Below are 13,199 nucleotides of genomic sequence, written 5' to 3'. Positions count from 1 at the left end.
CGGCCGGCACCGGTCGCCCGGCCGGAGGGAACGCCGGTCAGCTCGTCGCCGGCTCGGCGGCGAGCACGGCGGCCTCCCGGGCCGGGTCCAGGCCGATCCGGCTCCGGCGGGGTTTCCCGGCGCGCGGCGGGACACTGCCGACCTCCCGCAGCCAGCGCCAGGTGTCCGCGACCGTCTCGGCCACCGGCCGGCAGGTCAACCCCGCCGCGAGGGCGCGGCTGGTGTCGCGCTCCAGCAGCCAGCGGTACGGGTGCCCGAGCGGCAACCAGATCGGCAGGTCCTCCCACGGCTGGACCCCGGCGGCGAGGATCGTCTCCGGGTCGGTCCAGCGCAGCCGGGCGTCGGCGCCGGTGACCGCCACGCACCCGTCGAGCAGCTCGCCCATGGTGCTGTGCCCGGGACGGCTGACCGCGTTGAACGTGCCGCCCCGCCGCTGCGCGCCCTGCTCCAGCAGCCAGCCCACCAGGTCGCGCACGTCGATGTACTGGATCGGCAGCTCGGCCGGCCCGGGGGCGAGCACGTCCCCGCCGCGCTCGATCCGGCTCAGCCACCAGGGCAGCCGGCCGATGTCCTCCCCCGGGCCGAGGATCAGCCCGGCGCGGGCGATCAACGCCCGGTCGCCGAAGACCTCCCGCACCGCCCGCTCCGCCCCGGCCTTGAGGTGCTGGTAGTCGCCGTCGGTGGCGTCCGGGTCGGCGTCGGCCACCGGCGCGGACTCGTCCGAGCCGGGCACGACCGGATCGGCGTAGACCGACCCACTGGACACGTACACGTAGTGCCCGACCGCGTCGACCAGGGCGCGGGCGCTGTCCCGGGCCGCGCGGGGCGCGCCGTCCCAGGTGTCCACCACCACGTCCCACTCACCGCCGGCCAGCTCGGCCAGGCCGTCGGGCGCGGTCCGGTCCCCCCGCAACCGGTGTACGCCCGCCGGCGTCGACCCGTGCAGGCCGCGGTTGAACACCGTCACCGACCAGCCCCGGCGCAGCCCCTCGGCGACCGTCGCCCCGCCCACGAAACCCGTCCCGCCCAGCACCAGCAGTCTCATGGTCTTCACCCTGCACCCGCCCCGCCCGCGACGCCGCCCAGGTTCGCGGTCGGCGAATCTGCCGACAGCAGATCGCCGCACGACGCGAAAAGGCCCGTCACCGGATGTCCGATGACGGGCCGACCGTGCTGTTGCTCGATGGTGGGCGATACTGGGTTTGAACCAGTGACCTCTTCCGTGTCAAGGAAGCGCGCTCCCACTGCGCCAATCGCCCGTGGGTGACCACCCGACCGACCCGGCGGAGCGGGCCCGGTGAGGCGGATCGCGAGCGGACGACGGGATTCGAACCCGCGACCCTCACCTTGGCAAGGTGATGCGCTACCAGCTGCGCTACGTCCGCGTGCCCCCGGCTCGCGCCGGCGACGGGTGGAACTCTACCCGATGCCAAGATCGCCCGGCGCGGGCACCCCGCAACCGGCACGATTGCGCTGGTGAACGGCGGGGTACTGACGTTTCTCGACAGCGCACCACATCCCCTAAGGAGGCTGTCGTGGGTATCGGTACCAGCATCTTTCTGCTCGCGGTCGGCGCGATCCTCACCTTCGCGCTGGACGCGAGCGTCGGCGGAATCAACCTCGACGTGGTCGGCTGGATCCTGATGGCGGCCGGCGTGCTCGGCCTGATCATGACCACGCTGGTCTGGGGTCGTCGCCGCCGGGTGGTCGCCACCACCACCGAGCCGGTCGAGTACCGGCGCGTGGAGGAGCGTCGGGACATCGCCCCGCCGCTGTGAGCACCGGGCGGGTCCGCGGCCGACGGAGCTGATCGGTCGCATCGACACGCCCCCGGGACGTGCCGGTCACCGTCAGGTGGCCGGCACGTCGCGTGGGCGTGCGCGGGTCAGCGCATCAGCGTGTTGAGGGTTCCGTAGTCGAGCGCGTCGGCCAGCGCGTCGTACGTCCCGGCGCCGAACGCCTCGTCCGCCGCCCGGCGGGCCACCGTGTACGCGGCCTCGGCCACCGACGAGCCGAGGCTGACCCGGGCCACCCCGAGCCGGGCCAGCTCGGGCACCGGCGGCGCCCCCGGCCCGGCCAGCACGTTCAACGGCGCCGGGATCGCGTCGACCAGCTTCCGGATGGTTGCCGGGTCGACCACCCCGGGCACGAAGACGCCGTCCGCGCCGGCGGACAGGTATGCCGACGCCCGGGCCACCGTCTCGTCGAGGTCCCCGCCGGCGAGCAGGAAGGTGTCGACGCGGGCGTTGATGAACAGCGGCACGCCCGCGGACTCGGCCGCCGCCCGGACCGCGGCGAGACGGGCGCACTGGTCGTCGACCGCGCGCAGCGGCGAGCCGCCGTCGTGGTGGGCGTCCTCCACGTTCACGCCCACGGCACCGGCCGCGAGCACCGCGCGGACGGTGTCGCCCACCTCGGCCGGGGTGGCACCGAAGCCGGATTCGATGTCGGCGGTGACCGGCAGCGCCACCGCGGCGACGAGCCGCCGGATCAGGTCGACGGCGGCGCCACGGTCCAGCGCGTCACCGTCCGGGGCGCCCAGGCTCCAGGCGACGCCTGCGCTGGTGGTGGCCACCGCGCGGGCGCCGGCGGCGGCCACGATCCGGGCACTCGCGGCGTCCCACGCGTTGACGAGGACCAGCGGCGAGCCGGGGGTGTGCAGGGAACGGAAGAGGTCAGCTTGTTCGGTCACGGAGCAAGCTTCGCAGCCCACACCACCGGCGGTATTGTTTCAGCCCCAGCTGAATCCATCGGGGGGTGCGATGGTCGCCATCGGGCTGTCGGCGGGCGCCGTGGCACGGATCCGCTTCGCCGTGTCCTGCCTCTGGGAGGTGGCCGCCAGCCTGCGGGTGCTGCGCGACACCAGCGACCACGCCGTCCACCTGCCGTGGGCGCGCCGGGTCCGGCCCCGGCTGGCCGACGCGGGGCTGATCGACACGGACGATGGGCTGCTCTGGCGGCTGGTCCCCGCCCCGACCGGCTACCTGCCGGACTTTCTCACCCCACCGCCCACCGGGCTCACCCCCGACCTCACCGGCGAGTTGGCCGTGCTGTGCGCCACCCCGGCCGGCACTGTCCGGGAACAGCTCGACCTCGGCCCTGGCCGGCAGGCCCCCGTGCTCGCCGAGCTGTACGCCGACCCCGAGGCCGGGCTGCGCCGCCTGGCCGGGGAGATCGAGGCGTACTGGCGGATCGCCCTGGCTCCGGACTGGCCCCGGATCCGGGTGCTGCTCGACGCCGAGGTGTCGGCCCGGGCCCGCCGGCTCGCCGAGGACGGCGCGGCGGGCCTCCTCAACGACCTGCACGAGAAGGTCCGCTGGGAAGGCGACACGCTGCGGATCGTCCAGCGGCACTGCGAGGTGCCGGACGTGTCGGACGGCCCCGGCCTGGTGCTGGTGCCGTCGGTCTTCGTCTGGCCCTCGGTGCTGAGTGTCCTGGCCGGGGAGGTGCCGCAGCTCGCCTATCCGGCGCGCGGGCTCGGCACGCTCTGGGAGCGGGTGGCCGCGACCCCCGACGCGCTCGCGGCGGTCCTCGGGCGGGGCCGCGCCCAGTTGCTGACCGAGCTCGCCGCGCCGGTGAGCACCACCGAGCTGGCCCGGCGTACCGGAATGTCCCCGGGCGGTGTGTCCCAGCACCTCACCACGCTGCGCGCGGCCGGGCTGGTGACGACCCGCCGCCAGGGCCGGATGCTGCTCAGCGCGCGCACCGACCTGGCCGACGCGTTGCTCTCCGCCGCCGGCTGAGCAACCGACCCGGCCGGCGACAGAGGCCGCGGAAACGAGGGAAGGCCCGTCACCCGGGGGTGACGAGCCTTCTCACTGGTGGGCGATACTGGGTTTGAACCAGTGACCTCTTCCGTGTCAAGGAAGCGCGCTCCCACTGCGCCAATCGCCCGCGTTTGTTACCGAGGTGGGGACGGGATTTGAACCCGCGTACACGGCTTTGCAGGCCGTTGCCTCGCCTCTCGGCCACCCCACCGAGGTTGCCCCCGTCATGCGTGGCGGCAGCTCCGAGCGGACGACGGGATTCGAACCCGCGACCCTCACCTTGGCAAGGTGATGCGCTACCAGCTGCGCTACGTCCGCACGTCTCCGGTGTTACCCGGTGACGGATGAGAACTTTAGCCGAGCCGGTGAGCGGTTGCCAACTCGGGGTCGACCTCGGCGCGCCCGCCACCTCGCGCAGGCTTCCTAGGGGGCTGACCTGAAGGCCGAGGTCGCGCCACGGCGAGGGCGGGTTGTCACTGTCCGGGGTCACCGCGCCTCGCCCTGCCCGGCGCGGTCGCCGGGCGCGGGCGGGCCGGGCGCGGGAGCCGGCGCGTGGCGGTCGACCTCGACGAACACGCCCGGAACAACGGCGGAGACGCGTTCCGGAAAGTGTCCGGCTTCCGACTGTCGCATCGCGGATCGACTGGCGACGGTAACTGTTCGTGTTCGGTTCGGTGGGCTACGGTAGCGGTCGTGACGAGACGTGCGGCCGAAATCCGCCTGGATGCCCTGTTGCGTACGGCCTGCGAAGTAATCGTCGAGCGCGGTCTGGCCAACACCCGGACCTCCGACGTGGCACGGGCCGCCGGGGTCAGTCAGGCGTTGGTCTTCTACCACTTCGCCACGAAGGAGCGGTTGCTCGCGCAGGCCTTCGCGTACGCGGTCGAGCAAGACCTGGCCCGGCTGGACGCGGTGACCCGCTCGTCGGCTCCGCCGCTGACCAAGCTCCGCCGGATCCTGAAGCTCTACACCCCGGCGGGCCGCGCGACCTCCTGGTCGATGTGGATCGACGGCTGGTCCGAGTCGCTGCGCACCCCGGAACTGGAGAAGGTCTCCCGCCGACTGGACCTGCGCTGGCGGCAGGACCTCGCGCAGGTGATCTCCGCCGGGGTGGACGAGGGCACGTTCCGGTGTGCCGATCCGGACGGGGCCGCCTGGCGGATCAGCGCGGTGATGGACGGGTTGGCCGTGCAGCTCGCGGTGCACGACCGGGTGATCTCCCGCCGGCAGTTCGGTGAGTGGGTCCGCCTGGTGACCGCCCGGGAGCTGGGCCTGGACCCGGCCGACCTGGACTGATCCGCGCCAGCGCGACGGGGGCCACGGCGACCTCGCGGACGGCCCGGACCACAGCCTCGCTCGACCAACCGGGCAAAACCGCTCATCGTGCCGCGGTGGACCGGAACAATCGGCAGCATGGATCTGCTGGAGGCGTACCGCCGGAGCCTGGCCGAGTTCGTCGACCGGGTCGAGCAGGTCGGGCCCGGCCAGTGGTCCGACCCGACGCCCTGCGCCGACTGGGACGTCCGCACGTTGGTCAACCACGTGGTGAGCGAGGACCGGTGGAGCGTGGCGCTGCTCGCCGGTCGGACCCTCGAGGAGGTCGGCGACCGGTTCGACGGCGACTCGCTCGGCGCCGAGCCAGCCGTGGCGGCCCGGGAGGCGGCCGCACAGGCCGAGATCGCCGCCACCCATCCCGGCGCGGCCGACCAGGTCGTCCACCTCACCTCCGGGGACACCCCGGGCGCCGAGTACCTGCGACAGCGCATCGCGGAGCACCTGGTGCACGGGTGGGACGTGGCGGTGGCGATCGGCGCCGAGCCGCGACTGGACCCGGACGCGGTGCACGTGTGCGCGCAGTGGTTCGCGGGCCGGATCGACGCCTACCGCCGCGGCGAGCTGGTCCGCGCCGGAGTGGACCCGCCCGCCGACGCCGATGAGCAGGACCGGCTGCTGGCCGCCTTCGGCCGCGACCCCGGCTGGGCCCCCTAGAGTCGGCGCCGCCCCGACGGGTGCACGTTGGCCAGCGACAGGTCCCCGTCGTAGTGGGCGAGCACCCGGTGGTCCATCACCCGCCGCCACAGCGGCGGGACCAGCGCCACGACGATCATGGTCGCGTAGCCGGCGGGCAGCTGCGGCGAGGCCTCGAAGCTGCGCAGCGTCTGGTAACGGCGCAGCGGGTTGGCGTGGTGGTCGCTGTGCCGCTGGAGCTGGAAGAGGAAGACGTTGGTCACCGTGCGGTCGCTGTTCCAGCTGTGCCGCGGGTCCACCTTCTCGTAGCGGCCGGCGGCGTTGCGCTGCCGGGCCAGCCCGTAGTGCTCCAGGTAGTTGACCGCCTCGAGCAGGGAGAAGCCGACCACCGCCTGCAGCAGCAGGAACGGCAGCACCACCGGGCCGAAGGCGAGGCTCAGCGCCGCGTACAGGGCCAGCGTCATCGCCCAGCCGTTGAGCACGTCGTTGCGGTGGGTCCAGGGTGAGCGGCCGCGGAGCCGGAACCGGCCGGTCTCCAGCCGCCAGGCCGAGCGCAAGCTGCCCCACACGGTACGCGGCCAGAACGCCCAGAAGCTCTCCCCCAGCCGTGAGCTGGCCGGATCCTCGAAGGTGGCCACCCGGACGTGGTGGCCCCGGTTGTGCTCGACGTAGAAGTGCCCGTAGCCGGCCGGAGCCAGGGCCACCTTGGACAGCCAGCGCTCCACCTGCTCGCGCTTGTGCCCCAGCTCGTGCGCGGTGTTGATGGCGACGCCGTTGACCACGCCGATGGTGGCGACCAGGCCGGCGGCGCCGGGCAGCGTCAGGTCGTCGCGGGCCCAGACCGCACAGCAGAGGACCAGGGCGGCGTACTGGGCGGGCAGGTAGAGGTACGTGAGCCAGCGGTAGTAGCCGTCGGCGGAGAGCCGGGGCACCGCCTCCTCCGGCGGGTTCTGTCGGTCGTCGCCGAGCAGCAGGTCGATCACCGGGATCAGCCCGAAGACGAAGGCCGGGGTGAGCCACCAGGCCCAGGCGTCGCCGGTGGCCCGCCAGGCCGCCCAGCCGAGGAAGGGCAGGGCCGGCACGAGCAGCGCCAGCGGCCAGAGCGGCTTGCGCCGGTCCCGCCACGCGGCGGGCGGAACGGTCACATCGACATCGACGGCCATGGCCAACCTCCGGTCTCGCGGTCCCGACCCCGACTGTGGCAACCGTCACTCGTTTTTACAAGATGGCAGATTTTGTAAAGTGGATTTATCTCGATCGGCCGGCGCGTCGGCGGCTCCGGGCCTTGCCGCCGCCTCCACCGGCTGATATCCACAAATGCACATGCGTTACCACGCAGCGTGGGCCGGCGCAGCGCCGGTCACCCCGCTCCCACGAGGAGGTCCCGTGGCACAACCGCAGTGGTCACCCTGGACGAGCCGGCACCGACGCCGGCTCGTCGCCGTTCTGGCGACGACCGCGGTGGTCGCCGCGCTGCTGCCCACCGGCGGAAGCGCCGCGGCACCGGCCGGCGCGGCCCCCACCGAGCGCCACTCCGGCCCGTTCGCCGAGGGCCACCAGGCCGCCGACGTCGACAACCGCACCGGTACGGCGGCACCCGACGCCCGCCAGCGGGGGCTGGCCCGCGCCGCCGACCCGGACGTGCGGTGGAACCGGCTCGGCACCCCGCAGGCGCTCGGCCCCGGCCGCACCCCACTCGCCACCGGCCTGCCGGCCGACCCGGAGGCCGCCGCCCGCGCCTACCTGGCCGCCAACTCCGGCCTGTTCGGGCTGGACGCCCCCGCCGTCGCCGCTCTGGAGCGGGTGCTGGTCCGGCCGATCGGCGGCGGCGCCGTCGTCACCCTGCGGCAGCGCTTCGGCGACCTGCCGGCCGGGTCGGACGGCCTGGTCACGATCGCCGTCACCGGCGGAAAGGTGCTGTCGGTCAGCTCCTCGCTGGCCCGGGGCGGCGCCGCGCCGGCCCCGGCCACCCTGACCGCCGAGCAGGCGTACGCCGCCGCGCTCGCCGACGCCCGACTGGACGCCGGCGCGGTGGCCAGCCACAGTGTGCGGGCCGTGGCCGTACCCACCCCGCTGGACGGGGCCCGGGCCGCGTACGAGGTGACCCTCATCGGCGCCGACACCGACCACCCGGCGGCGTTCACCACGTACGTGGACGGGATCACCGGGCAGGTGCTGGTCCGCGAGGACCTGGTCGACTTCGACTCCGACAACCCGAGCTGGGCGGTCTTCCCGGCCACCCCACCGCGTGACCTCGGCCCCGGGCAGGACCCCCGGGTCCGCTGGTGCGGCGACCCCGCGCCGGGCTGCCAGGCGGCCTTCCGCGACCCGGCCAGCGGCCAGCCGTGGGACGTCGACGTGGCCACCGGCACCCCGACGTTCACCTCGCGCGGCAACTCGGCCAACACCGTGCTCTCCTGGGGCGCCGGCACCCCGATCGTGCCGGCGACGCCCAGCCCGGAGCGCCGCTACGAGTACCCGTTCACCGACCAGTGGCACCAGGCGAAGTGCAACCCGGAGGTGTTCACCTCCGCGCAGCGCAACGACGCCGACGCGGCGATCAGCAACCTCTTCGCCATGCACAACCGGATGCACGACTGGGCGTACCATCTGGGCTTCACCGAGTCGGCGTGGAACCTGCAGGCGGTCAACCTGACCCCGGCCGGGCTGGGCGGCGACGCCGAGCAGGGCCGCGCCCAGCAGGGCGCACTGACCGGCAACCGGAACAACGCCAACCAGGGCACCCCGCGCGACGGGCTGCCGCCGACCACCAACATGTACCTGTGGCAGCCGCAGGCCGGCGGGCCGTACCCGCCCTGCGTCGACGGCGACTACGACATGACGGTGATCGGCCACGAGTACACCCACGCGATCAGCAACCGGATGATCGCCGGCCCGGACAGCGGGATCGGCGGCCACCAGGGCGGGTCGATGGGCGAGTCGTGGAGCGACCTGCTCGCCGCCGAGTACCTGTTCCAGCACGGGCTGCGGGCCCCCGGCGAGACGCCCTTCGTCACCGGCGGCTACGTCACCGGCAACCTGGTCAGCGGCATCCGCAACCACGACATGAGCCGCAGCCCGCTGAACTACTCCGACGTCGGTTACAACACCGGCGGCCCGGCCGTGCACGCCGACGGCGAGATCTGGAGCGCCACCAACTACCGGATCCGCTCCGCGCTGGTGAAGCGGTACGGCCTCGGCACGCCGCAGCGGCAGACGGAGTGCGCGCAGGGGAAGGTCGCCGCCGACCGGTGCCCGGGCAACCGGCGCTGGTCGCAACTGGTCTTCGACTCGTTCCTGCTCCAGGCGGCCAGCCAGGTCAGCATGCTGGACATGCGGGACAACATGCTCACCGCCGACCTGCTCCGCTTCGGCGGCGCCAACCAGGACCTGATCTGGGCCGAGTTCGCCCGCTCCGGCATGGGCCGGGACGCCGCCACCCTGGGCGCCTCGGACACCGACCCGACGCCGAGCTTCGCCTCGCCGCGCGGCGGCAACGCGACGCTGACCCTGCGCCCGCGCGGCGACAGCGCCGACGCGCCGATCCGGGTGTACGTCGGGGCGTACGAGGCCCGGGCGACGCCGATCGCCGACACCGACCCGGCGACGGCGATCCCGGACACCGTGGAGCTGGTGGCCGGCACGTACGACCTGCTCGCGGTCGCGCCGGGCTTCGGCCACCAGCGGCTCAGCGTGGTCGCCACGGCCGGCAAGCAGGGGTACGTCGACCTGCGGATGAGCCGCAACCTCGCCTCGACGGCCTCCGGGGCCACGATCACCGGCGACGGGGTCAACCTGGAGCGGATCGCCGACGACACCGAGGCGACTAACTGGGCCTCGCTGGACGGGGTGACCGGGCGGCAGGTCACCGTGGCGCTGCCCGGGGACGCCGCGCAGGTCGTCAAGCGGGTGAACGTCAGCGGCATGCTGCGCCCGACGATCACCGGCGACGCCGACGCCGGGAGCCAGAACGCGCTCAGCGCCCTGCGCTCGTTCGCGGTGTCGGCCTGCAACGCGACCACCACCGACTGCGCCGATCCGGCGCGGTGGCAGCGGATCTACACCAGCGCGGACGACGCGTTCCCCGGCGGGGCGTACCGGGCGTACATCCGGGACATCAACCTGCGGTCGTTCGCGGTGCCCACCACCCTCGCCACGCACCTGCGCCTGGAGGTGCTGAGCAGCCAGTGCACGGGCGGCCCGGCGTACGCCGGTGAGCAGGACGACGACCCGGCCACCACGACCGACTGCGCGACCGCCAGTCCGGCCCGCGACCAGGTCCGGATCGCCGAGTTCCAGGCGTTCGCCAAGTGACACGTGCCGGGGCCGGCGGCGATCCCCCGGCCCCGGCACCGCATTCCGCAGCACCACACCCGCCGGGGCCGGCTCGATGCCCGGCCCCGGCGACCCCCGATCAGCGTCCGGCCGGCCGCCAGTGGCCAGCCCGGACGGGCCGCTCCCAGCGCCGGTCCACCGGCGGTTCAGAGGTACCGCCGTCGGCGGCGGCGGCCCGGGTCAACTGCCGCAGCCGCAGCAGCAGCCCCAGGCCCAGCGAGAGCAGCAACCCACCGAGCAGGAACGCCGCCTGCACCACGCCGAACCCACCGGACCGCGCGACCGGGCGGCCGGCGCCGGCAGCCGGTGTGCCCGGCTCGTTTCCGACCGACCCCTGCTCCGCCGTCGCCTCGTCGTCCGGCTGTGCCGTCGCCGGGTCGGTCGGCTCCGCCGTCGTCACCGTCGGCTCCGCCGCCGGCTCGCTCGGCGTCGCCGGCACCACTCCGATCACCGAGCGGGTGGCCGTCTGCCGCGCCAGCAGCCGCAGGTTCGCGTCGTACGCCTCGGCGGCGAGCGTGACCCGCCCCTGGGTCACGTCCTCGGCGAAGGCCACCCGGTAGCGGGCGGTCACCGTCCGGTCCGGGCAGAGCGCGCCCGGGTCGAGCTGCCGGTCGGTCAGCCGGGCCACGTCCCCGTCCGTCCGGATCTCCAGCGGGAAGGAGCCGGTCTCCTCCACCCGGTCCATCTTCACCTGGTCCAGCCGGATGCCCTGCACGCTGAGCACCATCGACCAGCGCACCTTCACGCACCCGCCGCGCTGGTCGGTCCGGGACACCACCGCCGAGACCGTGCGTACCTCGTCGCCGGCGGTGAACTGGGCCGGCAGGCCGCTCAGCTCGGTGGTGAAGGCCGCCTGGGCCGGCCCGGCCAGGGCCAGCTCCGCCGCGCTCAGACAGGCCAGCACCACCCCGACCCGCACCGCGTACCGCCACACCGTCACCACCGCAGCCCTCCGTTCGGTCGCCTCCACTCGGCAACGCTAGGAGCGCGCCGGGGCCGGGAACAGACGGGTGTGTTGGCACCGGTCGGCAAGGACGGGGCCGGTTTTCACCGACGGTGGTGAACCGGTCACCGGTCCCCCGCGACACGCCGGGAACCGGGCCGCTGGAACAATCACCTGCGTGTCCGAGCTCTCCCACGCCTTCGTCCGGCTGCACGCCCGACTGGCCCCAGTGCCGTTCGTCCCCGAGGTGCGGCTGCACCAGGCGGACGAACCCATCGGGCTCTGGGAACTGACCGAGGGCGAGTTCAGCAGCGACCGGCCGCCGCCCTTCTGGGCGTTCGCCTGGGCGGGCGGGCAGGGCCTGGCCCGCTACGTGACCGACCACCCGGAGCTGGTCGCCGGCCGCCGGGTGCTCGACCTGGCCGCCGGCTCCGGGCTGGTCGCCATCGCCGCCGCCCGCGGCGGAGCGGCGTCCGTGCGGGCGGTCGAGGTGGACGAACTGGCGGTGGCGGCGGTCGCGCTCAACGCGGCGGCCAACGAGGTACGGGTGGACGCCGAACTCGGCGACATCCTCGACGGCGACGCCGACGGCGCCGAGGTGGTGCTCGCCGGGGACGTCTTTTACAGCCAGGCGATGGCCAACCGGATGCTGCGCTTCCTGCTGCGCGCCGCCCGGGCGGGGGCCCGGGTGCTGGTGGGCGATCCCGGCCGCGCGTTCCTGCCCCGGGAGCGCTTCGACGAGCTGGCGGTCTACGAGGTGCCGGTGCCGGAGGCGCTGGAGAGCGTACGGGTGAAGCGCACCACCGTCTGGCAGCTGCGCGCCGGCCTGCCGAGGGCCGCCGGCTAGCGTGTCGGCGTGCTGTTCCGGAGTTGGGCGTCGGCGGTCGAGGCACCCTGGCCGGACCTGGTCACGGTGGCCGACCATGTCGGCGTACCCCATCTGGTGGTGACCCGGCACGCGCTGGTCCGCCGGGTCCTCACCGACCCGGTGACCTTCCGACCGGACAACGCCCTGGACGCGGTGAGCCCGATGCCGGTCGCCGCGCTGCGGGTGCTGGCCGGGCACCGGTTCCGGCTGCCGCCGACGCTGGCGAACAACGCCGGCGCCGACCACCCGGCGATCCGGTCCATCGTCGCCGACGCGCTACGCCCCGACCGGGTCGCCGAACAGCGGCCGTGGCTGACCGAGCTGGTCCGGGGGCGGGTCGCCCGGCTGCGCGCCACGCTGGCCGGCGGCGCCCCGGTGGACCTGTACGCGGAACTCGCCGCGGACCTGCCGCTGCTGGTGCTGGCCCGCCTGGTCGAGCTGCCGGACACCCCGGTCGGCGCGGTGAAGGACTTCGCCCGGGCGGCGCTGGAGCTGTTCTGGGCGCCGCTGGACGCCGACCGCCAGCTCGCCCTGGCCACCGAGGTGGGCCGGTTCCACCGGGTGCTGCGCGACTTCGCGGCCACCGGCGGTGGGCTGGCCGGCCGGCTACGGGCCGCCGGGCACCCGCCCGACGTGGTGGTCGGCGCGCTGTTCTTCCTGCTGGTGGCCGGCCAGGAGACCACCTCGCAGTTCCTCACCCTGCTGCTGCACCGGCTGGCCGGCGAGCCGGCCGTCCGGGCCGGGCTGCGCGACGGCACGGTGGCGGTCGCCGACGTGGTGGAGGAGGGCCTGCGGCTGGAGCCGCCGATCGTCACCTGGCGCCGGGTCGCCGCCGTGGACACCACCCTGGGTACGACGGCGGTCCCGGCCGGCACCAGCCTGGTGCTGTGGCTGGCCCGCGCCGGCCGGGACCCCAAGGTGGTGGAGGCGCCCGACGAGTTCCGGCCGGGGCAGCGCGGATCGCGCCGGCACCTGGCCTTCGGCGCGGGCGCGCACCGCTGCGTCGGTGACGTGCTGGCCCGGATGGAGGCGGCCGTGGTGGTGGCCGAGGCCGCGCCCCTGCTCGACGGCGTGAGCGTGGTTCGCGGTCCCTGGTGCCCGGACAACCTCACCTTCCGAATGCCCGACGCCTTCGTCATCCGCCGCGACTGACCCCCTTCGCGGACCGTCACCTGCTGCGACCGCGCCTGGCCACACGTCGGTCGACGCCGGTAACTGGACGTCCGCCACACCGGGGCAACGGCAGCGGCAGCACCCGCTCAGTTCCCTGTCGAGCTGCCCCAGATCTGGGGCGCGCCGGAGACAGCAGCGGCAGCCC

The 13,199-nt window shown here is 74.4% G+C and carries 11 protein-coding genes and 5 tRNA genes; 7 read left to right on the top strand and 9 right to left on the bottom strand.

Going from position 1 to position 13,199, the window contains the following annotated elements:
- Positions 1-37 precede the first annotated feature (37 nt).
- The 3 genes from ACFOW4_RS28970 to ACFOW4_RS28960 form a co-directional block, all read right to left on the bottom strand.
- Positions 38-1,045 (bottom strand): NAD-dependent epimerase/dehydratase family protein, encoded by a 1,008-nt coding sequence (locus tag ACFOW4_RS28970; protein ID WP_377533465.1) that lies wholly within the window; start codon positions 1,043-1,045, stop codon positions 38-40.
- A 139-nt stretch (positions 1,046-1,184) separates the two neighbouring features.
- A tRNA-Val gene (locus tag ACFOW4_RS28965) sits at positions 1,185-1,259 on the bottom strand.
- 53 nt (positions 1,260-1,312) lie between these two features.
- A tRNA-Gly gene (locus ACFOW4_RS28960) sits at positions 1,313-1,385 on the bottom strand.
- Between the two features lie 150 nt (positions 1,386-1,535).
- Here ACFOW4_RS28960 and ACFOW4_RS28955 point away from each other — a divergent pair.
- On the top strand, positions 1,536-1,778 hold the full coding sequence (locus ACFOW4_RS28955) for a DUF6458 family protein (protein WP_377533464.1): 243 nt from the start codon (positions 1,536-1,538) through the stop codon (positions 1,776-1,778).
- Between the two features lie 107 nt (positions 1,779-1,885).
- Here ACFOW4_RS28955 and ACFOW4_RS28950 read toward each other — a convergent pair whose 3' ends face one another.
- On the bottom strand, positions 1,886-2,692 hold the full coding sequence (locus tag ACFOW4_RS28950; protein ID WP_377533463.1) for an isocitrate lyase/phosphoenolpyruvate mutase family protein: 807 nt from the start codon (positions 2,690-2,692) through the stop codon (positions 1,886-1,888).
- A 70-nt stretch (positions 2,693-2,762) separates the two neighbouring features.
- Here ACFOW4_RS28950 and ACFOW4_RS28945 point away from each other — a divergent pair, with 70 nt between their 5' ends.
- Positions 2,763-3,743, top strand: a complete 981-nt coding sequence (locus tag ACFOW4_RS28945) for a DUF5937 family protein (RefSeq protein WP_377533462.1) — start codon at positions 2,763-2,765, stop codon at positions 3,741-3,743.
- Positions 3,744-3,819: 76 nt separating this feature from the next.
- Here the strand turns inward: ACFOW4_RS28945 and ACFOW4_RS28940 are convergent.
- The 3 genes from ACFOW4_RS28940 to ACFOW4_RS28930 all read right to left on the bottom strand — a co-directional run bounded on the left by ACFOW4_RS28940 (position 3,820) and on the right by ACFOW4_RS28930 (position 4,085).
- Positions 3,820-3,894, bottom strand: a tRNA-Val gene (locus ACFOW4_RS28940).
- 13 nt (positions 3,895-3,907) lie between these two features.
- A tRNA-Cys gene (locus ACFOW4_RS28935) sits at positions 3,908-3,978 on the bottom strand.
- A gap of 34 nt (positions 3,979-4,012) precedes the next feature.
- Positions 4,013-4,085: transfer RNA gene (locus ACFOW4_RS28930), tRNA-Gly, on the bottom strand.
- Positions 4,086-4,460: 375 nt separating this feature from the next.
- Between ACFOW4_RS28930 and ACFOW4_RS28925 the strand changes: the two genes are divergently transcribed.
- A complete protein-coding gene (locus ACFOW4_RS28925; RefSeq protein ID WP_377533461.1) occupies positions 4,461-5,063 on the top strand; it encodes a TetR/AcrR family transcriptional regulator in 603 nt (200 codons plus the stop codon).
- Positions 5,064-5,180: 117 nt separating this feature from the next.
- Positions 5,181-5,756, top strand: a complete 576-nt coding sequence (locus tag ACFOW4_RS28920) for a TIGR03086 family metal-binding protein (RefSeq protein WP_377533460.1) — start codon at positions 5,181-5,183, stop codon at positions 5,754-5,756.
- On the opposite strand, the gene ACFOW4_RS28915 is transcribed toward ACFOW4_RS28920, so the two are convergent.
- Positions 5,753-6,898 carry an alkane 1-monooxygenase gene (locus tag ACFOW4_RS28915; protein ID WP_377533459.1) on the bottom strand — a complete coding sequence of 382 codons (1,146 nt, stop codon included), beginning with the start codon at positions 6,896-6,898 and terminating at the stop codon, positions 5,753-5,755. The two genes, ACFOW4_RS28920 and ACFOW4_RS28915, sit on opposite strands and share 4 nt — an antisense overlap.
- A gap of 223 nt (positions 6,899-7,121) precedes the next feature.
- On the opposite strand from ACFOW4_RS28915, the gene ACFOW4_RS28910 reads away from it, so the two are divergent.
- The gene (locus ACFOW4_RS28910; RefSeq protein ID WP_377533458.1) at positions 7,122-10,049 is read left to right on the top strand and encodes a M36 family metallopeptidase; all 2,928 of its coding nucleotides are present in this window, start codon (positions 7,122-7,124) and stop codon (positions 10,047-10,049) included.
- A 100-nt stretch (positions 10,050-10,149) separates the two neighbouring features.
- On the opposite strand, the gene ACFOW4_RS28905 is transcribed toward ACFOW4_RS28910, so the two are convergent.
- Entirely contained in the window at positions 10,150-11,040 is an 891-nt protein-coding gene (locus ACFOW4_RS28905; RefSeq protein ID WP_377533457.1) for a hypothetical protein, read from the bottom strand.
- 151 nt (positions 11,041-11,191) lie between these two features.
- Between ACFOW4_RS28905 and ACFOW4_RS28900 the strand changes: the two genes are divergently transcribed.
- A complete protein-coding gene (locus ACFOW4_RS28900) occupies positions 11,192-11,860 on the top strand; it encodes a class I SAM-dependent methyltransferase (protein ID WP_377533456.1) in 669 nt (222 codons plus the stop codon).
- Positions 11,861-11,869: 9 nt separating this feature from the next.
- Positions 11,870-13,033, top strand: coding sequence for a cytochrome P450 (locus ACFOW4_RS28895; protein ID WP_377533455.1), 1,164 nt, complete (start codon positions 11,870-11,872; stop codon positions 13,031-13,033).
- Positions 13,034-13,199: the final 166 nt, after the last annotated feature.

It is taken from the genome of Micromonospora sp. GCM10011542, from assembly GCF_042650685.1.
Lineage (GTDB): Bacteria > Actinomycetota > Actinomycetes > Mycobacteriales > Micromonosporaceae > Micromonospora.
Note: the sequence above shows the minus strand (reverse complement) of the source record. Positions and strands in the feature narration are given on the sequence as shown.